This window comes from Francisella salimarina, from assembly GCF_007923265.1.
GTDB classification, from domain to species: Bacteria; Pseudomonadota; Gammaproteobacteria; order Francisellales; family Francisellaceae; genus Francisella; species Francisella salimarina.
Window position 1 is genome coordinate 472,416 of the sequence record NZ_VOJA01000001.1, and the last position, 24,380, is coordinate 496,795.

Consider the following 24,380-nt stretch of genomic DNA (forward strand, 5'->3'; position numbering starts at 1 on the left):
TTTTTCTAGACATGAGAAAACTTAGTCTGGTTTTTTTGACGTTAACCACTTCCTTAACTGAATTATGTTATGCCGATGCAAGATCACAAATTATTATAGAGAATAACTGTTCAGTCCCAATATCATTCAGTATATCTCCAGGAAATAGCACTGGAAACGCCATAAATAACCAAGTATTAGATACAAATCAGTATATCAATGTTGGACAGTATACCAATGATAAATTTGTAGATTACAACTCAGCTATAGATATAAATTTCCATTCTGAGAATTTACAATATAATGGTTCAATACAATATAATCTAAAAAATGGTTGGACTATTAATAGTGCGAATTTTGATAATTTGAATGGTGATATAGCTATAGAGCATCAAAATAATGATTTTGACTATAGTTGGCATAGCTACACAACAACACTAAAATATCGTATACCTATATTTACAATTTCCGCATGTCCAAAATTCACAAGTCCACAAAATTCAAAACTCAAAGACATAGAAAGAATACTTATATTTGGAGATAGTCTAAGCGATACAGGCAACTTATATGGTTATACAAATGGAATTATCCCAAGATCAACTCCTTATTATAGAGGTATGTTTTCTAATGGCTCAGTTTGGACAACGATGTTAAGTGGAACTCTAGAAAATAAAATCCCAATCAGTAATTATGCTGTTGGAGGAGCTACTGCTGTCTTTGAGCCATCTTGGACAGATCTTGGCCTACCCTATACAATAGGTACTGAGCTTCAAGCATATTCTCTAGATGATGGAGCTCACGATACCAATAAAAATCTAGCAATATTTTTTATTGGTGCGAATGACTATTTAACAATATCAGCCAATCAAGACCCTAGCTTACTCAAGAATATTGCTAGCGAGGTTACTGACAAGATTATAGCAGCTATCAAAACTGTGAATGCACAAAAAACTCTAGTTATAGGACTGCCTAATCTAGGATTGACACCAGAGTCAAAAAATATAGGAAACCAAAACCTCTTAAAAGAAGTATCTTCGCTACATAACCAAATTCTAAAACAGTTTGCTGAAAATCAGACTAATATAGATTTTGTAGATATGAATCCAATATTCGAGATGCTTGTTAATGATACTGATAATTTCAACAAAAAATATCACACTTCGATAAACCCAAACAAAACCAACCAAAGTTGTTGGAGTGGTGGTTATTTCTCTTATAATCCAGATGGTCAAAATCCAAAAGATTTTTATGAAAACCTATTAAGAAGCAACTCCAAGCCCGTTCTACTTCAAGAGTCTGAGAATATTTCATCAGGAGAGCTAGATATGAGTAAAATTCCTCTGACTCCAGATATTACTAGTGCAATTTTAGCTGCTGAAACTGGTAAATTATGTGATAATCCTCAAGAATATATATTCTGGGATGGTGTCCATCCAACCTATCAAGTGCATAAAGCGCTATTTGAATATATCGCTAACGAGTATTTAGGAATAAATATATAGATAGAAGACTTAATCGAAATAGCCACCAGCAACAAAACGATCAATAAAATGTTGGCTAAAGTGCATTTTATTCAATTTAACATTTTCCAAAAGTTGTTGGTATTGGCCTGACTTAAAAATATAATCAAGGACATAAAAAACATTTCCCTTACCAACTACCTTTTCAACCTTTTCTTCAAACTTAGAAAAGTCCGTTTTCTCATCAATATAATCATCTAATAAAGAACAAAGCTTATCTATAGTTTTCTCATCAGCTCTGTCAAAGTATTTTGCAACCTCATAATGAAACTCATACTTACTATCATGAAAAAATGGGTATACATTTCCTTTCCAAGCAACTTTATAACTATCATCAACATAGTCACTACTCAAAACATTTAGCTTCATAAGATGATAGTAAAACTTATTTGTATTCATTTGATTTTCCTATTTTATTTATTAAGCTCTTCTTGAACTATCTGGTTAACTTGCTTAGGATTTGCCTTGCCTTTACTAGCTTTCATAGCCTGACCTACGAAAAAGCCCATAAGCTTAGTTTTACCAGCTTTAAAGTCAGCAGCTTGTTGAGGGTTCGCAGCAATTATACCTTGAACTAGCTCTCTTATTGCACTCTCATCTGATACTTGTTTCAAACCTAGTTTCTCGATAATATTAGCAACAGATGTAGCTGACTCAATATATTCTGCTATGACTTTCTTAGCACTCGCTTGTGAGATAACATCTTTTTGGACATTATCAATAATCTCTAATAGAATCTCAGCAGGGATTATATCTACTGAAAACTCTTTTTCCGCTCTATTAAGAGTTGATATTAGATCAACTGTTATCCAGTTATACGCTGGCTTATAACCTATCACAGTCGCTACCTGATCATAGTAATCTGCTATCTCAAGATTTGATAATAAAAACTCAACTTCTTGATCAGCTAAATGCTCACGATAGACTGCTTCACGCTCTTCTGGCTTGAGTGGCATCTGCTTTTTGATACTTTCGATATATTCATCAGTTATTACCAACGGTAATAAATCTGGATCTGGGAAATAACGATAATCAAAAGCATCCTCTTTTGCACGCATTGAACGTGTTTCATTTGCATCAGCATCATATAGACGAGTTTCTTGAACAACTTCTCCTCCAGACTCTAGCACAGCTATTTGACGAGCATATTCATACTCAATCGCTTTATCAATAAATCTAAAAGAGTTTATGTTTTTAAGTTCTGCCCGAGTACCAAACTTATCTTGGCCTTGTGGTCTAATTGACAAGTTGACATCACATCTAAACGAGCCTTCTTGCATATTACCATCACATATACCCAAATGTTTGACTAGCTGATGAAGCTTCTTAAGATAAGAAACCACCTCTTCAGATGACCTAAAATCAGGATATGTAACTATTTCTAAAAGTGGTGTACCTGCACGGTTATAATCTAATCCTGTCTCGCCAGCTACATAACCATGAACTGATTTCCCAGCATCTTCTTCTAGATGAGCTCGCTCAATTCTGATAGTTTTGGTTCCATTAGAAGTTTCAATCTCTAGATTACCCTCTTGTACTATTGGATTATGAGATTGACTAATCTGGTAGCCTTTTGGTAAATCTGGATAAAAGTAATTCTTACGTGCGAAGAAACTATCCTTTGATATCTTAGCATCTACAGCTAAACCAAATATAACAGCTTTACGAATAGCTTCTTTATTTACTACAGGCAAAGTTCCTGGCAAACCTAAATCTAAAAATGCAGCCTGAGTATTTTGATGCTGCCCATATTTTGTTGCAGAAGTCGAAAACAGCTTAGATTTAGTACTTAACTGAATATGGACCTCTAGCCCTATCACCATTTCCCAATTCACTATTAAATCCTCGCTTGTTCTAAAATAAATTCTTCAATACCATAACTATTTTGATATTGTGTGACCATTTGTGTCAAAACATTATCATTAAATGCTTTAGCCATGAACTGACCACCAACAGGTAAATCATTAGCAAAACCAATCGGAAAAGCTATTGCTGGTAGACCTGATATATTAGCTGGTATAGTATAAATATCTGATAGATATGCCGAAACAGGATCTAACTTATCGCCTTTTTTGAAAGCCTCACTTGGAGCTGCAGGCATAAATACAACATCAACTTGCTCAAATATTTGATTAATTTGATCAGTCATCACCTTACGTAGCTGTTGAGCCTTATTATAATAAGAGTCATACTGGCTTGATGCTAACACATAGTTACCTATCATGATTCTACGCTTAACCTCTTCACCAAAACCATCAGTACGAGATTTTCTGTATAATTCATCTAAGTCTCTAGCTTCTGGATTACGATAGCCATATCTAATACCATCATATCTAGCTAGGTTAGCAGCTGCTTCTGCTGGTGTTATGATATAGTAAGTTGAAAGAGCCTCTTTTAAGTCAGGAACCTTAACTGACTTTATTTCAGCTCCTAGCTTTTTGAAATTATCAAGAGTTTTTGACACAGCTTCTTGTATTTGTGCTGGCAGGTCTTTGATCAAACTTTCATCAACACCAATTACTTTACCTGAGATATCTTTCTCTAAATCTTGTGTAAAATGATTTTCTTTTACACCAACACAGGTAGAATCATACTGACACTCTCCAGAGATAGTATCCAACATAATAGCTACATCTTCTGCATAATGTCCAAAAATACCTGCTTGATCAAAAGATGATGCAAAAGCTACCATACCAAATCTTGAAGTACTTCCATAAGTTGGCTTCATAGCTGTTAGACCACAAAAACTCGCAGGCTGTCTCACAGATCCACCAGTATCTGAACCTGTACTAACAGGAGCAAATCCTGCAGCAACCGCAGCTGCTGAACCACCTGAAGATCCACCTGGTACTCTCTCCAAGTCCCAAGGATTACTAACAGCTCCATAATAGCTATGCTCATTAGTTGAGCCCATAGCGAACTCATCCATATTTAACTTACCAAGAGTTACCATACCTTGATCTTTACAGTTTTTTGTAACTGTTGAATCATATGGAGCTACGAAGTTATCTAACATCTTAGAAGCTGCTGTTGTTTTGATACCTTTTGTACAAAAAAGATCTTTATGCAAAATAGGTATACCAGTCAACAAACTTTGCTGACCTGCAGAAATAATAGCATCAGCGTTTTCTGCTTCTTTTAGTGCCTCTGCTTCACATAGTGTAATTACAGAGTTTATGGTTTTATCTTGGTCTTTTATTTTTGCTAGATATTGCTTAGTCAGCTCAACTGTTGTGACTTCACCACTATCTAACCTTGCTCTCAATTTTTTAATATATGACATTGCTCACCCTATTTAACAACCTGTGGCACCATAAAATAATCATCAACTACTTCACAAGCAAATTTATCAAAACTTGCTCGATTATCTTGATCTTGAGGAATATCTTCACGAAATTTAAAATCAACACTAATTGGAGAAACCATAGGCGTAACTCCATTAGCATCAAAATTCTTGACGGCATCAAGAATCTCACAAATATTGGTAAGATCTTGAGTATATTGCTCTAACTGCTGCTCATTCAAATCAAAACAAGATAGCTTAGCAATATGTTTTACTAGTTTTTTATCCATTTAAACACCTAAATAAATCATTAGAAACAAATACTCCTAAATTATAGAATACTCATAATGATAAAGAAAGATATACGACTACTATTTTATATTAGATGGTTGGTTCTGAATTTGTTCTTTTATCGTTGCTGGCTTGAGCACCGGTTCACTTTTTTTGACACCTATATGTAGCTGACTACTGTTTAGATTTATAGGGAAACCATTATATCTACGCCATAACTCATAACCTAGACTAACATCATTAAGCAATACCCAACCATGTACTTTGGTACCTAACCTTAATACATCTGGCGATGGCCAATCTCTACTCCCGCTTTGCTTAACAAATATTTTAAACTGTCCTTGAGCATTATTTTGAGGAGAAATGAATATAACCTCTCCTTCAAAAGTACCTATAGCGACTTGTGGCCAACCACTAAACTGAACTGCTGGCCACCCCTCAAATTGTAGCATTACCTTATCACCAACTTTGACAAGAGGAACATCCATACTATTGATCCACAACTCAACTATTCTAGACTTACTCTCCGGCACAATTGTCGCTAGCACATCAGTATCTTTTACAATCACTCCACCCATACCATGGATACGATCCATTATTACCCCATCAGTAGGCGCTTTAACTAATCGACTTTGTTGACGAGCTATCTGGACCTTAACTTTTGCTAGATCCACATTAAGCTTTGATAATTCTTGTGTGTAATTAACCATCTCCATCTGAGCTTGCTCATATATCCTCTGAGTACTCGCCCCTTTATCTATAAGATACTTGTGTCTTTCGATATTGTTTTGAGTATTTTTAATAGCCAGCTTAACAGATTTAACACCTAACTCTATCGCTGCTTTTTCTTCTTCTAAGCGTGAGACAACCTCAGGATCAAGATCTAGTACCTCAACAATAGGATCTCCTTTTTTAACAGCATCGCCCTCAAACACATACCACTTGCCTAATCTACCACCTATTGGAGCAGAAATATTTTGTTGACGTTCAGACGGTGATAAGGTTGTCACATCTCCATAACCATCAACAGTTTGCTGCCAAGGAATAATAGCCAAGATAACACCAACTGCTATGATACTTAATAAAACTAAAAATATAATCTTTTTAAAACTAGGATCTTTCCTAAGCATTTCAGATGATTTTAACTGCATAATAAGTCACCTACTGAATAGATATAATTAAGGTTGGTAACGCTATTTTACGAAGTATGTTCGTAATCGCCATATCACCGTTTCTATTTGTTAAACCATACGAATCAACCAATATCAACAATTTAGGCTGCTTCAAAATGGCTCTTATCAAGTTCATTTTCAATACTACTAAGGTATTAAATTCTAGATTATATTTTATAGTCTGAGAATCAATTTCCATTTCAAAATATTTCTCGAGAAACTTCACATCAAAAGCATCAAGAAGTTCGCTTAGATAGCTCAGTCTCTCTTGAGAAAAGTCACTTTCGCAGAGGTTATCTAATACTGTACCGGCAATAATTTCAATACCGCTAGCTATATGAATTTTTTTAGCTACTTCTTTTTTACTATAGTTATTCAAACAAATACTATTAAGCTTTATCACTCCCAAAGAATCATCATCAAAGAATGAATCTAGTATTTTTTGAGCACCACCTACTGACAAGCACAGTTGGTGAAAGTTATCTTTTTCATAATCAAGATAATATCTTTGATCGTCAGAGACACTGATATCAATCGATGAAATCGTATTAACTATACTAGCCTCTTTGTGTTGTATACTATCTTTTTGTCCTTCAGAAATCTCAAGCAGATCTAATATTTTACGTACAGCTACCATGAAGCCATAACAATCATAGAGATATTGACTAAATTTCAATAACCCCAGTAGAACTATATTTACCAATATTTCTGCAGCGATTAATTGACCAATAGATAGCTGACCGTTTATGATTAGGTAACTACCAATACCCAACAGCAATATATTTATGAAGATGTAAGTTAAGCCTATATAGATATGCTGTCTAAGAACCACACCAAAAAAACTTGATCTAGCTTCGATATAGCCACATAACTTAGCATCTACTTTGTTTATAGAATTTTCTAAAGGACGTTGCTTGAATGACAGAAACTCAGCTGTCTTCTCTTCCAAAGAGTCAACTATACTATATATTTTGCTAGACTCTCTCACTCCCGCATTATAGCCTGCCCTCATAGGAACAAAAATGGATAATACAATACAGGTAATAAGCAAAATATCAAAGACCAAAAATAGCGGATGATAAAATGCTAAAATAATCACACAAAAAAGAGTTTGCAGAAATATATCAAGAAGTATTATAAATATAACTGATACGGATTTTTGCAAGAACTTGAGTTCAAACGCTCTATTAATCTTTTCCCGAACATTTATCTTATCTAACTTGTTAAAATCAACCCTATAAATAGCTGTCATCACGCGTAAGACAACATCTACGAAGACTTTTCTTTGGATATCTTCAACAAGTTTTAACTGTAAAATTCTCACAAAAAAAGCTGCTGTTAGTAAAATAAATAAAATAGTAATAAGTGATATAACAGGTCTAATAGACAAGCTGACACCAACAAGATTAACTAGTGTCTGAACTGATACAGGTATTGTCAGCGATAAAAAACCTAGTAATAAACTATATATTATGAGTATATAGACAGTATGCTTAGGAATTTTTAAAACCGTTTTAATTTGTTTATACAACATAATAAGCAGAGTACAACATCAAGGTGAATATACTACTTTAGTATAATATTGTTTTAAATAATGTCTATACTGGGATATTAATTTTATGTAATGATACTACTCGTATCTAACAAAGATATATTTATAGTTAAGAGACGATTAGAAAAGTGTTATAGATTATCCTTAACTTTTGATTGATCTTTCAAATACATTATCAATTTCTTTTAGATAAGTCTTTTTGATACCCTCGAAGTCCATTTCTGGAACATTTAGGATAATGCTGTGTTCATCTTGCATTACTTTCTGCAAGTTTTTAGAGAATGATTCTCCTTGTTTAAGATCAAAAGCAACCTGTTGAACAATCTTGTAGCAATCTTCACGCATAAATGGTGTGTTTGCTACTAGGAAGTGTAGATAGAAACTTGATAAGTATGCGCTTGTGCTTCTAACTCTATCCTCGATGATATCTTTTTGAACTACAAGGTTATCAATAGTGTTTTTCATTCTACGCAAAGCATAAACCATAATACCAAAGTTATCTGGTAAGTAAAAACGCTCAGCTGAAGAGTGAGAAATATCTCTTTCATGCCATAATACACAGTTCTCTAATGCAACAGATACATGTGATCTTAACATTCTTGCCATACCCGTTAGATTTTCTGTAGAGATAGGGTTCTTCTTATGTGGCATAGTTGAAGAGCCTTTTTGACCTTTAGAGAAACCTTCATACACTTCAAAAACATCACTTCTGTGTAAATGTCTAATCTCAACCGCCAATCTCTCAATAGCAGAAGCAATAAGCCCATGAATAGAAATTAATTTAGCGATTCTATCTCTTGGGATAACTTGAGTAGAAACTTCTTCAACTGGTAGACCTAAGATATCTGCAGCCTTTTTCTCATCTTCTGTAGTTAAAATACAGTAGTTACCTACCGCACCTGAGAACTGCACTGTCAAACCATCTTTTTGGAAGTCTTTAAGGTCTTTTAGTCTACGTTTAAACTCAACATAAGCACCTAAAAACTTCTGACCGAAGCTCATAGGCTCTGCAAACATACCATGACTTCTACCCATAGTAATGATTTCTTTTGTTTCTTGAGCCTTTGCTAGTAACGAATCACACAATGCTTCTAGATCTCTAACAACGTAGTCCATAGACTCACGAATCTGCAAGCTAAGTGCTGAGTCAATAATATCTGAAGATGTAACACCAAAATGAAAAAACTTACCAGTCTCAGCAGTGAACTGCTCAGCAATAGAAGTACAAAAAGCTATAATATCATGCTTAGTAACTTTCTCGATCTCATCAACCCTGTCAGGTCTAATTTCTGCTTTAGCACGAATCTCTGCTGCAGTGCCTTTAGGCACCATTTTGTCTTCCAATGCTTCAAGAATTGCCAACTCAACCTCAAGCATTTTTGCATACTTATTTTCATCTGCCCAAATCTTTGAGATTTCTGCTACATCATACCTTTTTATCATTTTACTACCCTATTTGACAAACATGTATAAGCACTCTGATCAGCTCGGACTCAAAACTAAATACTAAAACTCAGAAGACACTGTATACAATGATTTACTTGATTGAACATAAATATATCTTAATTTTCTCAAATAGAACTATATTGTCAACATTTTTATAAATATTACTCTTCGACGATTTTACTAATTTTTTTCAACTCATTTGCTATAATATTATCTTAAAGATTATGATTAAAAATACCTATTGTATTCAATATACAAATCAAAATGGATTGCCTAGCAAAAGGAGATAGCATGAAAAAGCTTATATTATCATCAGTCGCAATTATGACTCTAGCATCTACAGGCTATAGCTCAGAGCTAAAAGGTAGTGACTACATTTCAACAGATGTTGGTACAACATATAATTTCCAACGTATTGAAGCCAATGATGAAGATAATTTTCTAGTTCAAACAAAAATAGAAAGCTGTAACAATGATAAAACATCATGCAAATATGTCAGCGAAATTAAAGATCCTTCTGGAAAAGAAATAACTCAATCAAAATATGAGTATAGTTATACCGTAAAAAACAATGGTGATGTCTATATTCAGCATCCTAATACTGACAAAGAAACTCTGCTTTTACCAGCCAATATAAAGTTCAACAAGCTTAGAAAAGAAAATATAACTATAGGCAATAGCCAGTTCTCAAATACTTATGAATTTAAAAAAGAAATTCCTAAACTGACTGTTAACGGTAAAGACTATGAGAACTGTATAGAACTAGAAGCCAACTCAGTTGTCACATACAAAAAACAAGTCGAAAAAACTCAAAGCTTAGAAACCTATTGTAAAGGAGTTGGGCTTGTCAAAGAAAACTTGAAAGAAACTCTTAACTCAGAGGCTCCTATAATCTATAAGAATGTTCTTATGTCTATTACAAAATAAAACTTATGAAAAAAGTAACCTTTGCTTTAATTTCAATAATATTATTATCCGGCTGTTCTACAACTATAATTAACGGTAGTGATTACATATCTATGCAACCAGATACTAAGTATCGCTACAAAAGAACTGCACTAAAAGCAAATAAGTCTATTTTTATTGATATCGATATAGAGTCTTGCAATAGTGGCGACTCAAAATGTAAATACTTTGTAACAGTAAAAAACAATAAAAACAAAATATTAGAGCAATATTACGAAACATATTATGTAAATTTTTTTGGTGATGTATATCTAACCGACAAAGTATATCCTAACAGCACTCTACTTTTACCAGCTAGAATTACTCTAAACCAAGAAATGCTTTTGAATAATGGTGATAGATATGGTGCTGTTCAAGAAAAACTACTTGCTCATAAGCTTATTCCTAAAATACAGGTGAATAATCATAAATATGAAAATTGTGTAAACATTCTGTTTGTATCAACAACCCCAACAGAGTCTGTTGACCTAAAATTAATAACTGATGAGATCACTTGCAAAGGTATTGGCTCAGTCCAAAAAGAAATGCAAATGTCATATAGGCCTAAACACCCTAATACTAGTGCAGAAGAGATAAGTGATAGTGTGATGAAGTTCGCAGCTACCAAAAGCATCGGTAAAGATATGGCACCTGTAGGTTTTCTTAGACCTTTTGGACAAAAAAATGTAAAAACTGATAGTGAAGGGTTTATTCTTATAGATACATACTTAGATATATTAGAATCTGTCACTCACAATTAGCTTATCTATATACCGACTATATTTTGGATACTAAGCTAGCTACTAACAGCTCTCTTTTTCAGATAGTTGTATAAACTCCAACAACTAATAGCAACCCATGAAGTCTCAATAATAAATGACGGTAGGTTCCAGTAATACATCAGTGAGAATAGTACTCCTAGAGAGCCTATTATATTTAAAAGTAAGTAACTTAAATCACCAGATTTGACACGATTTGTTTGTAATAGGAAGAAGGCGATTATCACGAGGATATCTCCACCAACTCCTAGAGTGTTCGCTAACACACTATCTCCTTATTTTTTTAGCTTAAAAGTTAATAATTCAAATGAATACCCAAACAAATTACCAACTAACGCTTAGATATTTTTAAAAAAGATACTAGAATAGCCCCAACATTACAACATTATCGTAAATAAATATAATTAGTAACCAAACTCTATAGTATATGAGCGAGAAAAAGCCTGTTTAGGCTCTATCTCAACATTACCTATACGATACTCAATATCAACATCCATACCTAATGTATCACTTCTACCACACCACGGCTCAATACATACGTAGGGTGCATTAGCCTTAGGTTTTGACCATAAGCCAAGATATTCAAAGCCATCAAAAGTAACTTCAATATAACGCTCTGAGCCTTTCTCAGCTAATCTGACTCTTTTATCTGTGAAACCACTATACACAAGAGCATCATTATCAAAAGTATGATTATCTAGTTCAATTTTAGATAGTTTGAAATGCTTGGTTTCACTAGTATAAAATGCCTCTGGTGTAATAGGATGAAAATCTAATTTTTGCTCAGAGAATGTAATCTCATAATCACTAAATTTATGCTTGTTATCAAAAGGACAAGCAAATGCTGGATGAGCTCCAAAGCCACATGATGCAACACTATCCTCTAGGTTTATAATATTGTACTCTGTGAGAAGTTTATTAGCTTCAAGAGTGTATGTGACTTCAAATCTTAGTCTAAATGGATAGTCCTCTTTGGCAGTCTCCATAGCTAAGATAACACTATTTTCACTATGTAAAACAATATCAAATACAGTATGACGAGCAAGTCCGTGATTACCAATAGGGTATTCTTTACCTTGGTATTTGATCTTATTACCATGAGATTTCCCAACTACTGGAAATAGTACCGGAGATACTCCAGCCCATACGCGACCATCACCAGACCACATAAACTCATGCTCTGTTGCTGTATTGATAACAGCGCGAACTTCAGCACCTAGCTCACTAATCTCTACTAATAAATTATCATTTTTGATTGTAATCATAACAACACCCCATCGTTATTAGTGAAGAGGTATAACTATATTAAAATGGTATGTCATTCCGTCAGGCTTGACCGCGTAATCTAAGAAGTAGGTTATTAAAATCTACCTCTGCAAATACCACTTACCAAACCATACCCTCTTCTGGGTTAACTTCAATATCTTCAGTAAAAAACGAGCAATTTAAAAATACTCTATTAGTATTTTAGCACAATATAAATGAATAGATTAAATAGTAAAACCTTAACTTTCCACTCTGACACATCTTCACTATTGAAGCAGCCGTGTTGAATCATGGATTTTTAAAACTCGTATGTTGCCTCATACAAACTGTCAAGCTTATCCCCATTATACAACCAATATGGTGCAGGCCTAATAGGATGCTTTTCATCTAGTTCTTTAACAATTCTAGTTGCCATTGTTAAACTCATTTCACGACCATCATAAGAAACTTTCTTTGCTCCGATAACTTTGACTTTAATAGAAGTATCATCAACAAAAGAAAGTTCAGCATTATTAGGAATTCCCATCTCAATAAAATTCATGTTAGGTCTTTTTGAAGCAGCCTTTTCGGCAGATTTAAGATCTATTTTGTCAGTATTCTTCTCAATCTCATCTTCAAAATCTTTTGTAACATCTTTTAAACTACAGTCAAGTAGCTTTAATATTGCTATCACCTGATCAGGTTCTATATCAAAGAATTCTCTATTAGGATTTATTCTGTTATTTCTAAAAGCTGTATGTAAAGCCCTTTCAACAACATGACAATCTTCAACTTCGACAGCATATTCACATTTAAAAGGAAGAGGCACGCCTGTTGTATATAACTGAGAAACTCTACTCTCAACACTATTTTGAGTTGTTTTGCCAATTTTGATAAGTCCAGGCATGGCTTCATTAGATAAAACATAGATAATGCTTTTCTCATTACTCATCTCATCAACCAACCCACTTTCTAGCATTTCTAAACATTCTCATCCATACAGAATACTCATCATATTCCGCTGAGATATGCGAATTTGTAATCGCTCTATAGACACGCTCTGGGTGTGGCATCATTGCAAGGACACGACCATCTAGAGCTGTGACAGCTGTTAGACCATCCACCGCGCCATTTGGATTGTATGGATACATTTCTGTAGCTTGACCTTGACCATCGATATATTTAAGAGCTACTTGCGAACTTGCTAACATAGCTTGTTGCTGACTATCATTTTCAAATAATGGACGACCCTCACCATGAGCTACCGCAATTGGTGCTTTTGTGCCTGCCATATCAGCGAACCAAATAGAGTCAGACTCTTGAATCTCAACCATAGACACTCTAGCCTCAAACTGCTCTGATTTATTCTTGATAAATATCGGCCAGTTTTCAGCGCCTTTGATTAGTGATTTAAGCTGTGCAAGCATTTGACAACCATTACACACACCTAATGCTAGAGTATCATCACGACCAAAGAATTTGCTAAACTCATCTCTTAGCTTCTCGGTAAAGAGGATATTCTTCGCCCAGCCACCGCCGGCACCCAAAACATCGCCATACGAGAAACCACCACAAGCTACTAATACTTTGAAATCTGCCAACGATACACGCCCAGCATGTAAATCTGACATATGCACATCATGAGCCTCAAAGCCAGCTGTAGTAAATGCTGCTGCCATCTCAACTTGTCCATTGACACCTTGTTCTCTTAGAATCGCAACTTTTGGCTTCTCAACATTGACAAACCTAGCTGTAACATCCTCTTCAAGATCAAATGTTGCTTCTACATGTATACCTTTATCATTAGTATTTAAGATACTATCAAACTCTTGTTTAGCACATTCGCTATTATCACGGATTGATTGAATTTGATAAGAAGTCTCAGCCCACCTTCTTTGTAAGTTTACACGCGTATTTGAGTATACTTTCTCACCATTTGCAAAGATGTTTAACTCATCACTAGAGTTTAGTTTAGCTATTGCACACAAGTGAATTTGAGTATCGTCAAACATTTCTTCAACTAGTGCTACATCACTATTTTTAACTTGTATAACAGCGCCAACTTCTTCTGCGAAAAGTTTTGCTAATATGTCTTGAGTTTGTAGCCTAATATCTAAACCTTTACGCCCTGCAAACGACATCTCAGCTAAAGTTGTAAATACACCACCATCAGATACATCATGATATGCTAAGATTTTATTTTCAGCTTTTAGCTTAGTGATATTTTCAAATAGCATCTTCAACTTACTTGCTTCAACATCAGGAACAACATTACCAACTTGGTTATAAGCTTGGGCTAAACATGAAGCTCCAAGTCTACCAGCACCATTTGATAGATCAATATGTAAAAGAGTTGTATCATTATCATCAACTAAAACTGGTGTAAGAGTCTTACGCGCATTTACCACAGGTGAGAAACCTGAAATCACTAATGATAACGGCGATGTTACAGATTTAGCTTGACCATTATCTGACCCCGATTTATCTAACCACTGGGTTTTCATTGACATTGAATCTTTACCAACGGGTATTGCAATACCCAACGCTGGTGCAAATTCCATACCAACAGCTTTTACAGTCTCATATAACTTTTGATTTTCGTCACCTTGATTTGCAGCAACCATCCAGTTCGCAGATAGGCGAATATCGCTTAGCTTCTCAATATCAGAAGCCAGTAGATTTGTTACAGTCTCAGCAATTGCTAATCTACCAGAAGCTGCTGCATTAATAGCCGCAACAGGAGTTCTCTCACCCATAGCCATTGCTTCACCTGCTTGACTATCTACTGTAGCAGTTGTCACAGCACAATCAGCAACAGGAACTTGCCATGGGCCAACCATCTGATCACGTGCAACCATACCTGTAATACTTCTATCACCAATTGTGATTAAGAAAGATTTAGAAGCTACAGCTGGTACTTTTAGTACCCTTTCAATCGCATCGTCAAGGTTAATAGCACTCGTATCAAAAGCATCTTGCTCAACTTTGACAGTTTTAACATCAATATGCATTTGTGGTGTATTACCAAATAATAATCCCATTGGTAAATCAACCGGCTTATTATCAAAGTACTCATCATTTAGCGTGATATGCTTTTCAGAAATTGCCTCACCCACTACGGCAAATGGACATCTTTCTCTGTTACAAAGTTGTTCAAAAAGCTCTAGCGATTCAGGATCAACTGATAATACATATCTTTCTTGTGACTCATTTGACCATATTTCTAGTGGTGAAAGTCCTTCTTCACCGACATTTACTTTTCTAAGCTCAAAATGTCCACCAACATTACCATCTTTGACAAGCTCTGGGAATGCATTTGAAATACCACCAGCACCAACATCATGGATAAATGTGATTGGATTATGCTCACCCATTTGCCAACACCTATCGATAACCTCTTGGCAACGACGCTCCATCTCAGCATTATCACGCTGAACAGAAGCAAAATCTAGTTCTGAGTTAGTATCAGAAGATACTACAGAAGATGCCGCGCCACCCCCTAAACCAATACGCATTGCAGGTCCACCAAGACAGATTAGCTTAGCACCAACATTGATATCGCCTTTCTCAACATGCATTCTCTTGATATTGCCCATACCACCAGCAATCATAATCGGCTTATGATAACCAAACATCTCTTTACCTGCAGATGTGTTCACTTCTTGCTCAAAGGTGCGGAAATAACCATTTAGATTTGGACGACCAAATTCATTTGAATAATGAGCACCACCTATTGGAGCCTCTAGCATGATTTGAAGTGGTGTAACTATATGGTGTGGTTTACCATACTTGCTAGTCTCCCAAGCTTGCTCAAAACCTGGGATATTTAAGTTTGATACTGTAAATCCTGTCAAACCAGCTTTTGGCTTAGCTCCCAATCCAGTAGCTCCCTCATCACGAATCTCGCCACCAACACCAGTTGCCGAACCACTAAATGGCGCAATAGCAGTTGGGTGATTATGAGTTTCAACTTTCATCAAGATATCAACTTCTTCTTGATTGAAGTTATAAACACCAGTTTGCGTATTTGAATAGAATCTCTGAGCAGTTGTACCCTCTATCACAGCAGCATTATCCTTATATGCAGAAAGTACACCTTTCGGAGATTTCTCAGTAGTGTTGCGAATCATTTTAAACAATGACTTATCTTGCTCTTGACCGTCGATAGTCCATTTGGCATTAAAAATCTTATGTCTACAATGCTCTGAGTTTGCTTGAGCAAACATATACAGCTCTGTATCAGTAGGATTTCTGCCCAGCTTAGTATATTCATCGGCTAGATAGTCAATCTCTTGCTCACTTAGAGCTAAGCCAAGTTTTTTATCAGCATCTTTGATAGCTTGAGCACCATTTTCTAGTACATTAACACTCTCTAGTTCTTTTGGAGCTGTAACACCAAATAATCTGTGTAGATCATCTTTACAACTAAAGACTTCCTCAACCATACGATCATGTACTAAATTTTCTATAGCTCTTAGCTCACTATCAGAAACCTGTCCCTCAACACCAAAAAGAACAGCTCTTTCTACTCTCTTAACAGCACTGATACCCGTATTACGGATAATATCTGTCGCCTTTGATGACCAAGGAGAGATCGTGCCTGCTCTTGGAGCCGTAATAAAAGTATGACCCTTAGGCTCTGTCAAACCATACTCTATATTGTAGTTAAGTAAAGATTTAATTATTTTTTCTTGCTCACTACTTAACTCTGACTCAAGTTCTACTACATGGATATATTGAGTAGATACAGACTCAACTTTATTAGATATCTTTTTAGCATCTGCTAAAATTTTCTCTCTTTTAAACGGGGATAATGCACTCAACCCTTCAAAAAACCTAATCATTAGCTATCAAACCCTTTATATTTCTTTTCCAATTCTTTTAACTCTTTTCTATGTCTTTCTAGCTCATCCAAATATGCTTCATCGACATCACCTGTAATATAGTTACCAGAGAAAACACTATCTTCAAACTCTGTAATATCAGGATTTTGCTTTTGAACAATCTCTTTAAGATCAGTCAATGGCAAGTATATAAGGCCATCAACACCAATCCACTGGCGAATTTCCTCTAATGACTTACCATGAGCAACTAAATCTGACTTAACAGGCATATCAATACCATAGACATTTGGATAACAAACAGCCGGTGATACAGAAGCAAGATATACAGATTTTGCGCCTAAATCTCTAACCATTTCAATAATTCGCTTAGATGTTGTACCTCTAACTATTGAGTCATCAACCAGCAAAACATTCTTATCCTTAAATTCTGCTGGTATTGGATTTAGCTTTCTTCTAACGAAGTTCTTTCTATCAACATTTTCAGGCATGATAAAAGTTCTACCAACATAACGGTTTTTGACAAACCCCTCACGGTACTCAACACCTAATGCAGTTGCAATCTCCTGAGCAGATGCTCTACCTGTCTCCGGTACCGGTATTACAATATCAATCTCTTTATCTTTCCAAGTTTCTTTGATTCTTTGGCTTAAAACTTTACCAGCATCAACTCTAGCTTGATATACGCTTACGCCATTCATAACACTATCAGGACGTGCAAAGTATACATACTCAAATAAACAAGGTGCCAAAACTGGATTTTTTGCACATATTTTAGAATGGACCTGCCTATCTTCTGTGATAATTATCACCTCTCCTGGCTCAACATCTCTTAGTATCTTAAACCCTGATATATCCAAAGAAACGCTTTCACTAGCGACCATATAAGCTTTCTCGCCATTGTCATATTCCTTAACACCTAGTATCAAAGGACGTATCCCATACGGATCCCTAAAAGCGACTAAGCCAAAATTCGCTATCATCGCAGTACAAGCATAACCACCCTTAGCATGCTCAAAAACAAACTCACATGCTTTATATACAGCTTCTGTCGTTGGACAACCTTTGGACTTATTCATACCACATGCAAAAAAATTCAGAAGCAATTCCGAATCGGAAGTTGTGTTTAGATGGCGTCTTTCGATATCATGTAACATCTGCGCAAGCTCATCAACATTCGTAAGATTTCCGTTATGTGCAAAAACTATACCATGAGGATTATTGACATAAAAAGGCTGACTATCTGCAGCTCCTAAGCTACCAGCTGTAGGATATCTCACATGTCCTATACCCATTTTACCTTTTGATTTTTCTAACTTCTCATCTGTAAATACATCACTTACAAGTCCTGTATTTTTGCGCATGAAAAAATGACCATCATCCATTGTTGCGATACCGGCAGCATCTTGCCCTCTATGCTGCAAAAGACTTAAACCATAAAATAATGCATAGCTAACCTGATTTGGTCCAGCGACTCCTATAACTCCACACATAAAACTACCAACTACTCTTAATACAATTTACTTTCATTAACAAACATATTATAGCAATATTTATCATGATAAATTAATCAAAATCTTCTAATACTACTAATGCGAAAAACTAGATCTTTCAATATCTTTAGATTTATTCTCTAAAGAATCAACAACATCTTTTAAGTCGCGAATCATTAACTCTGCCAAATCAAAGCTAAAACCTCTTCTAACTAGCACTCTCATAACAACCAAATTCTCTCTATGCTTTGGCATCGAATATGCGGCTATTTGCCAACCTTTGGCACGTATTTTTTCAGAGATATCAAACAAATCATAACTTTTGCTAGCTTTAAGTGACCAACTCACGGCTGGTATACCACCTTTACCAGCATGAATAATATCAAAGATACCCATATTTTTGATTTCTTTAGAGATATACTTTGCAACATCATAACTAAGCTTATGAATATTCTTATAACCTTCGAATCCAAGTTTGACAAAATTATAGTACTGAGCAACTATTTGTCCTCCAGGACGAGAGAAATTTAGAGCAAATGTTGGCATATCTCCACCAAGATAATTAACATTGAAAATCAAATCTTGAGGTAAATATTTCTTATCGGCCCAAACAACCCAACCTACCCCTAGAGGAGATAGTCCAAACTTATGTCCTGATGAGTTGATTGACTTGACTCTTGGTAACCTGAAATCCCATCTAAGCTTAGGCTCTATAAATGGTGCCAGAAACCCTCCTGAAGCAGCATCCACATGCACTGGAATGTCTATACCAGTTTCTTTCTCAAATTCATCTAGAGCTTCGCAAATAGCCTCAACAGGCTCATACTGACCTGTAAATGTAACCCCCAAAGTAGGCACAACACCTATAGTATTTTCATCACAATACTCAAGCATCGTTTCTGGTGTCATTATTAGACTCTCCTTGGACATAGGGATTTCTCTAAGCTCGATATCCCAGTATCTAGCAAACTTATGCCAACATACTTGCACAGGTCCTGTAACAAGGTTAGGCTTTGAGTAATCTTTGCCTTGCGCCTTCATCTTATCTCGCCAGCGCCACTTCATTGCCATACCACCAAGCATAGCCGCTTCAGATGAGCCAGTAGTTGAACAACCGATAGCATTTTCTGCTGAAGAGTTCCATAAGTTTGCCAGTATATTGACACATCTTGATTCTATCTCTGCAGTTTGTGGATACTCATCCTTATCTATCATATTTTTATCAATACAATCATCCATAAGTTTGTGGATAAAATCATCCACTTGAGTTTGACAAAATGTTGCCAAATTTTGCTTTGAGTTACCATCCAACATCAACTCATCTTTGATTTCTTGATATGCTTCAAAAGCATCATTTGATTTTTTTGGAATCTCAAACTTTGGTAATGATTCTTTATACAACTTATCTTTTGTGCTCTTTTTAGCATGCAACGCCATAACTATCCCCCTAATAATTCTTACTTATAAAATTAAAATCCTGTATTTCATATAAATCTATCTTTTGATTCACAATATTTTGTGAGCAAATAGAAATTAATAACTCTTGATAGGTAAATGAAAAAAAATCCTCAGGATAGTTATTACTTACCCATTGAGTACTCTTCTTAGTAAATTTCGCATCAGAAAGCCCTCTAGCAATTCCAAGAGCATTTCTTTTCACTTGTGCTTCTTTGAGAGTCCATAATTCATAAAACTCGCTATAAACATCCTCACTATTTTCTATACTTTGATACTCCTGCTGAGTAAAATATCGCTCAGCTATCAAAAGAACATTTCTCTTTGCTGATACAATCTCAGCATCTACTCCAATTTCATTACAGGCAACAACCATTATCGCCTTGTTATGAGTATGACTTATATTAAAAAAAAATTTACTGCCCTCAAGATATGGTTTACCATGCTTATATTCAAACTCTAGATTATCAATACCATAAAACCTTTCGAACACAAAGTAACGAATAAACTGTGAGAATATTTTTTGCTTATTAGTTAGCTTTTCTATGTTGATATTTTTTTTAGAGGAAATATAGTTTTTAAGAGTCTCAGCTTTATATTTTTCAAAGTCTAAAATAAAAGCTGAAATTTGAGACATTACAATAATTACTCCGTAGCAATCTGCGAGATTATATCTGTTTTACCAAGGATATTATTTATATACTCAACATCCTTATAGGTCAAACCACCTTGCAACTGTTTCAACCTAACATAATCCTCAACATAATTAAATATAGCATCAGCGAATGAAAGCTGCGCCTGTACAAGTATCGCCTGTCGGTTAAGCAAATCAACAATAGTCTGTGTACCAGCCTCAAAACCGTCTAATATGGCTTTTACAGAAGCAATACCAGCATATACTGACTTCCTGAAGGCATCTATTCTCACAGCATCTAAAACAACTGTTTGATATGCTTCAACAGTCCCTGCATAAACTTCTCTTTGTGTTTGAAGTAGTGCGTAATTAGCTGCTTGATTATTATAGCTTGCCTGTTTAAGCTTCGCATAATCAGAGCCACCTCTCAATAGGTTCCAATTAGCTTCACCACCAATATTAGCAACATCATATTTAGTAGGAATTTTTTCTATCTGCTGTTGATTTCCAGAAAGAGCATTTCTTGACATCAACATACCACCTGTTAGGTTAACCTTAGGAAAGAAATTACCCCACTCTATGCCAACACCTTCTTGAGCTGCTTGATATTCAAATCTCTTCTGTGCAATATCAAGATTGTACTTCTCTGCAGTATTCAGCCAATAGTTAATATCATCTGGTACAGGATTACCAAATTCAGTATCTTTTGAAATATACAGAATCGAACTAATACGTTTACCTATAAGCTTTGCCATTACTGCTTTTGCATTAATGAAGTTCCTCTGAGCACTAACTCTATCAGCCACGGCTTGACGATACTGAGCATCTGTGGTCTTGAAATCCGCATAAGATACCATACCAGAATTATATTGATACTTTTGTGTTAGATATAGTTTTTTGTTCCATGCTTCGTTTGCAAACTGGAACTGTAATGCCTGCTCTGCTCTTAGAAGCTCAAAATATGCTGTAACAGTGTCTGTAATAAGAGTTTGCTCTGCTTTTGCGTAAATCATTGCATAAGATTTTTGCAAATACGTAGCTTGGGTATATGTCTTCCACTTACTCCAATCAAAAAGTACCTGTGAACCACTAAAATTAAGATTATTTGCAGTATCATTAACCCTACCACCAAACTGATTATACAGATCTCGTCTAAGGTTATAGTTAAAATCAATTTGTGGTAACAATGCACCCAAAGCAGCTGGCACTGTTTCAACATTAGCGGCAAAAGTTGATCTAGCGGCTTGGTAATCTGCATTATGTTCAGCAGCCAACTTATAAATATCAACTAAACTATAAAACTTATCTTCAGTATTACGAACCATTGCGACTTCATCAGCCTTTTTAAGATCATAAAACTTGTTATCTACCTTGATTTCATCAGCTTTCGCATATTGCTTTTCTACACTATAGGGGTTTTGATTTATATTTGTACCAACAGGCCTTCCAGCATATTTATATTCTGGCACAGGAGTATCTTCGTTGGCAAATGCCGTAAACATCCAAAACAAACCAATAAAGCATAGAGTTAATTTCTTCATAATATTTTATCTATTATAAACATTGAAAAGAAAACTCTTTTGGTGCGTTTCTTTTACTGTTTTAGTTATAAGGTAAGCTTTGTCACACACATCAGTTCTTACAACAAAAACTAATCTACCACCAACCTCAAGAAGATCTAGCAGAGACTCATCCACCTCATTTTCTTCTACAACATTTGATATATATATACAATTATATTTCTTGGCATTCTTTATAATGTTTGTAAGATGCTCAGCGCTATTAAATTCGACATTATAAACATCTATTTTTGCTAAATTACGTCTTGCTATAGCTAGTCTTTCTTCATCATAATCAACAAGTTCAACGCTATTACATAGATTTGCTATCAACGCTACTGGATATCCAGTTTCTAAACCAAGCTTTAATACATTATCAGTTTTTTTCATAGCCAAAGCTTCTATTAGCCTAGCTGTAAACATAGGGCTTCTAAGCTCTCTATCATCTATCACAAGATTTGTATCACAGTATGCTAAAGATTGATACTCCTTGGGTAGAAAAATCTCTCTAGGGATATCCGCCATAATCTCTGCAACACCATCTAAAGAAAGACCTTCCGTGAGGACTTGTTGCTTTACCATATTCTCTCTAGCAAGCTCAAAATTCATATCATTAAATCCTATAAAATTTAAGAAGTCGATTGTAATCACAATTTAGCTTATCTGATAATATCACAATCGTATATCAATGTGAACTACAGCATATTTTAGATTTGGAAATTCACTTAAAAGAGGCTAAAATTCTATATTGATAAAATAAAGTAGATATTTAGCTAAAATATATCAAACAACTAGCTTCTTAGTATTAAGAAATCAAAGGATAAAAACACATGAAAAGACCTGAACTATTGTCACCTGCAGGCACCTTAAAAGCTATGCGCTATGCTTTTGCTTATGGGGCTGATGCAGTATATATTGGACAACCTCGCTATAGCCTAAGGGCTAGAAATAATGAGTTCTCAAAATTAGAGACTCTTGAAACAGCAATTACTGAAGCTCATGCGCAAGGCAAGAAGATAATGCTAGCTAATAATATAGCTCCACATAATGCTAAAATCAAAACTTACATCAAAGATATAGCTCCTGTACTTGCTCTTAAACCTGATGCAATGATTATGTCAGACCCTGGCATGATTATGCTAGTTAGAGAGAGCTTCCCAGACCAAGAGATACATTTATCAGTTCAAGCCAATGCTGTGAACTATGAAACTGTTAGATTTTGGCAAAAATTTGGTATTACACGCGTTGTATTATCAAGAGAACTATCTCTAAAAGAAATCGCAGAGATCAAAGAGCATGTTCCAGATATGGAAATTGAAACATTTGTTCATGGCTCATTATGTATGGCTTACTCAGGTAGATGTCTACTATCAGGATACTACAGTCATAGAGATCCTAACCAAGGTGTATGTAATAATGCTTGTCGCAATAACTACAAAGTTGCTGAAGCAAAACAAAACGAGTGGGGAGATTTCGAACCTGTTGAAGTCAAGTCAACTCTTGGTATAGGTACACCTACCGATAAAGTAGTGCTTATAGAGAATGACAAAGAGCCAGGACAATATAACCCAATGTTTGAAGATGAGCATGGTACTTATATTATGAATTCAAAAGACCTAAGAGCTATACAACATGTAGAAGCAATGATGAAAATGGGTGTTGATTGCTTTAAGATAGAGGGTCGTACAAAATCATTTTTCTATGCTGCTAGAACTGCTCAGCTATATGACCAAGCTATCAAGGATGTTCTTGCAGGCAAGCCTTTTGACATGACGCTTATGGATAAACTTGAAGGTCTAGCTCACAGAGGTTATACCGAAGGGTTCTATCGTCGCCATGTTCATGATGAGTATCAAAAGTATGAAAACTCAGACTCACGTAGTTCTACTCAGCAGTTTGTTGGTGAAATAACAAACTTCGATGAGCATACTGGCTATGCTGATATCAATGTCCGTAACAAAATGAAAATCGGCGATAGTATCGAACTTATGTTGCCATCTGGTAGTCGTGAGATAATACTAGACAATATGCTAGACAAAGATGGTAATCCTATGGAAGAGGCAAAAGGTAGTGGTTATCAAGCTAAAGTTAGATTTGATAATGTCACATCTGATGATATGAAGTTTGCCTTAATGATAAGAAATTTATGAAATAAATAGTGTCTAGATAGCTTTAGAGTATAGTTT

The 24,380-nt window shown here is 35.3% G+C and carries 20 protein-coding genes; 4 read left to right on the forward strand and 16 right to left on the reverse strand.

The window, feature by feature from the left end; translation table 11 throughout:
• The first annotated feature begins 11 nt into the window (after nucleotides 1–11).
• A complete protein-coding gene (locus tag FQ699_RS02235) occupies nucleotides 12–1,481 on the forward strand; it encodes an SGNH/GDSL hydrolase family protein (RefSeq protein WP_146420932.1) in 1,470 nt (489 codons plus the stop codon).
• Between the two features lie 9 nt (nucleotides 1,482–1,490).
• Here FQ699_RS02235 and FQ699_RS02240 read toward each other — a convergent pair whose 3' ends face one another.
• The 7 genes from FQ699_RS02240 to purB form a co-directional block, all read right to left on the reverse strand.
• Nucleotides 1,491–1,898 carry a hypothetical protein gene (locus FQ699_RS02240; protein ID WP_013922293.1) on the reverse strand — a complete coding sequence of 136 codons (408 nt, stop codon included), beginning with the start codon at nucleotides 1,896–1,898 and terminating at the stop codon, nucleotides 1,491–1,493.
• Nucleotides 1,899–1,912: 14 nt separating this feature from the next.
• Entirely contained in the window at nucleotides 1,913–3,334 is a 1,422-nt protein-coding gene (gatB, locus tag FQ699_RS02245) for an Asp-tRNA(Asn)/Glu-tRNA(Gln) amidotransferase subunit GatB (protein WP_146420933.1), read from the reverse strand.
• A 2-nt stretch (nucleotides 3,335–3,336) separates the two neighbouring features.
• The gene (gene gatA, locus FQ699_RS02250) at nucleotides 3,337–4,782 is read right to left on the reverse strand and encodes an Asp-tRNA(Asn)/Glu-tRNA(Gln) amidotransferase subunit GatA (RefSeq protein ID WP_146420934.1); all 1,446 of its coding nucleotides are present in this window, start codon (nucleotides 4,780–4,782) and stop codon (nucleotides 3,337–3,339) included.
• 8 nt (nucleotides 4,783–4,790) lie between these two features.
• Entirely contained in the window at nucleotides 4,791–5,072 is a 282-nt protein-coding gene (gatC, locus tag FQ699_RS02255) for an Asp-tRNA(Asn)/Glu-tRNA(Gln) amidotransferase subunit GatC (protein WP_013922290.1), read from the reverse strand.
• Between the two features lie 81 nt (nucleotides 5,073–5,153).
• Entirely contained in the window at nucleotides 5,154–6,224 is a 1,071-nt protein-coding gene (locus FQ699_RS02260; RefSeq protein WP_013922289.1) for an HlyD family secretion protein, read from the reverse strand.
• A 10-nt stretch (nucleotides 6,225–6,234) separates the two neighbouring features.
• Nucleotides 6,235–7,779 (reverse strand): ATP-binding cassette domain-containing protein, encoded by a 1,545-nt coding sequence (locus FQ699_RS02265; RefSeq protein WP_146420936.1) that lies wholly within the window; start codon nucleotides 7,777–7,779, stop codon nucleotides 6,235–6,237.
• Nucleotides 7,780–7,941: 162 nt separating this feature from the next.
• Entirely contained in the window at nucleotides 7,942–9,240 is a 1,299-nt protein-coding gene (gene purB, locus FQ699_RS02270) for an adenylosuccinate lyase (protein ID WP_146420937.1), read from the reverse strand.
• Nucleotides 9,241–9,534: 294 nt separating this feature from the next.
• On the opposite strand from purB, the gene FQ699_RS02275 reads away from it, so the two are divergent.
• Both FQ699_RS02275 and FQ699_RS02280 read left to right on the forward strand, forming a co-directional pair.
• Nucleotides 9,535–10,170, forward strand: coding sequence for a hypothetical protein (locus FQ699_RS02275; RefSeq protein WP_146420938.1), 636 nt, complete (start codon nucleotides 9,535–9,537; stop codon nucleotides 10,168–10,170).
• A 5-nt stretch (nucleotides 10,171–10,175) separates the two neighbouring features.
• Entirely contained in the window at nucleotides 10,176–10,949 is a 774-nt protein-coding gene (locus FQ699_RS02280) for a hypothetical protein (protein ID WP_146420939.1), read from the forward strand.
• Nucleotides 10,950–10,984: 35 nt separating this feature from the next.
• Here FQ699_RS02280 and FQ699_RS02285 read toward each other — a convergent pair whose 3' ends face one another.
• From FQ699_RS02285 to FQ699_RS02325, 9 genes are all read right to left on the reverse strand, one after another.
• Nucleotides 10,985–11,233: a CBU_0592 family membrane protein gene (locus tag FQ699_RS02285; RefSeq protein WP_146420940.1), complete on the reverse strand. Its 249-nt coding sequence runs from the start codon at nucleotides 11,231–11,233 to the stop codon at nucleotides 10,985–10,987.
• Nucleotides 11,234–11,371: 138 nt separating this feature from the next.
• The gene (locus FQ699_RS02290) at nucleotides 11,372–12,232 is read right to left on the reverse strand and encodes an aldose 1-epimerase family protein (protein ID WP_146420941.1); all 861 of its coding nucleotides are present in this window, start codon (nucleotides 12,230–12,232) and stop codon (nucleotides 11,372–11,374) included.
• A gap of 299 nt (nucleotides 12,233–12,531) precedes the next feature.
• A complete protein-coding gene (locus FQ699_RS02295; protein WP_218961588.1) occupies nucleotides 12,532–13,191 on the reverse strand; it encodes a GIY-YIG nuclease family protein in 660 nt (219 codons plus the stop codon).
• Nucleotides 13,169–17,056, reverse strand: a complete 3,888-nt coding sequence (gene purL, locus FQ699_RS02300; RefSeq protein ID WP_146420942.1) for a phosphoribosylformylglycinamidine synthase — start codon at nucleotides 17,054–17,056, stop codon at nucleotides 13,169–13,171. The genes FQ699_RS02295 and purL overlap by 23 nt, the downstream gene beginning before the upstream one ends.
• Nucleotides 17,056–18,546, reverse strand: coding sequence for an amidophosphoribosyltransferase (gene purF / locus FQ699_RS02305; RefSeq protein ID WP_146420943.1), 1,491 nt, complete (start codon nucleotides 18,544–18,546; stop codon nucleotides 17,056–17,058). The genes purL and purF overlap by 1 nt, the downstream gene beginning before the upstream one ends.
• A 96-nt stretch (nucleotides 18,547–18,642) precedes the next feature.
• The gene (gad, locus tag FQ699_RS02310) at nucleotides 18,643–19,983 is read right to left on the reverse strand and encodes a glutamate decarboxylase (protein WP_146420944.1); all 1,341 of its coding nucleotides are present in this window, start codon (nucleotides 19,981–19,983) and stop codon (nucleotides 18,643–18,645) included.
• Between the two features lie 10 nt (nucleotides 19,984–19,993).
• Nucleotides 19,994–20,638: a 4'-phosphopantetheinyl transferase family protein gene (locus FQ699_RS02315; protein ID WP_146420945.1), complete on the reverse strand. Its 645-nt coding sequence runs from the start codon at nucleotides 20,636–20,638 to the stop codon at nucleotides 19,994–19,996.
• An 8-nt stretch (nucleotides 20,639–20,646) separates the two neighbouring features.
• Complete coding sequence (locus FQ699_RS02320; protein WP_146420946.1) at nucleotides 20,647–22,176, reverse strand: TolC family protein; 1,530 nt, start codon at nucleotides 22,174–22,176, stop codon at nucleotides 20,647–20,649.
• 6 nt (nucleotides 22,177–22,182) lie between these two features.
• On the reverse strand, nucleotides 22,183–22,803 hold the full coding sequence (locus FQ699_RS02325; RefSeq protein ID WP_146420947.1) for a protein-L-isoaspartate O-methyltransferase family protein: 621 nt from the start codon (nucleotides 22,801–22,803) through the stop codon (nucleotides 22,183–22,185).
• Between the two features lie 221 nt (nucleotides 22,804–23,024).
• On the opposite strand from FQ699_RS02325, the gene trhP reads away from it, so the two are divergent.
• Entirely contained in the window at nucleotides 23,025–24,344 is a 1,320-nt protein-coding gene (gene trhP / locus FQ699_RS02330; RefSeq protein WP_146420948.1) for a prephenate-dependent tRNA uridine(34) hydroxylase TrhP, read from the forward strand.
• Nucleotides 24,345–24,380: the final 36 nt, after the last annotated feature.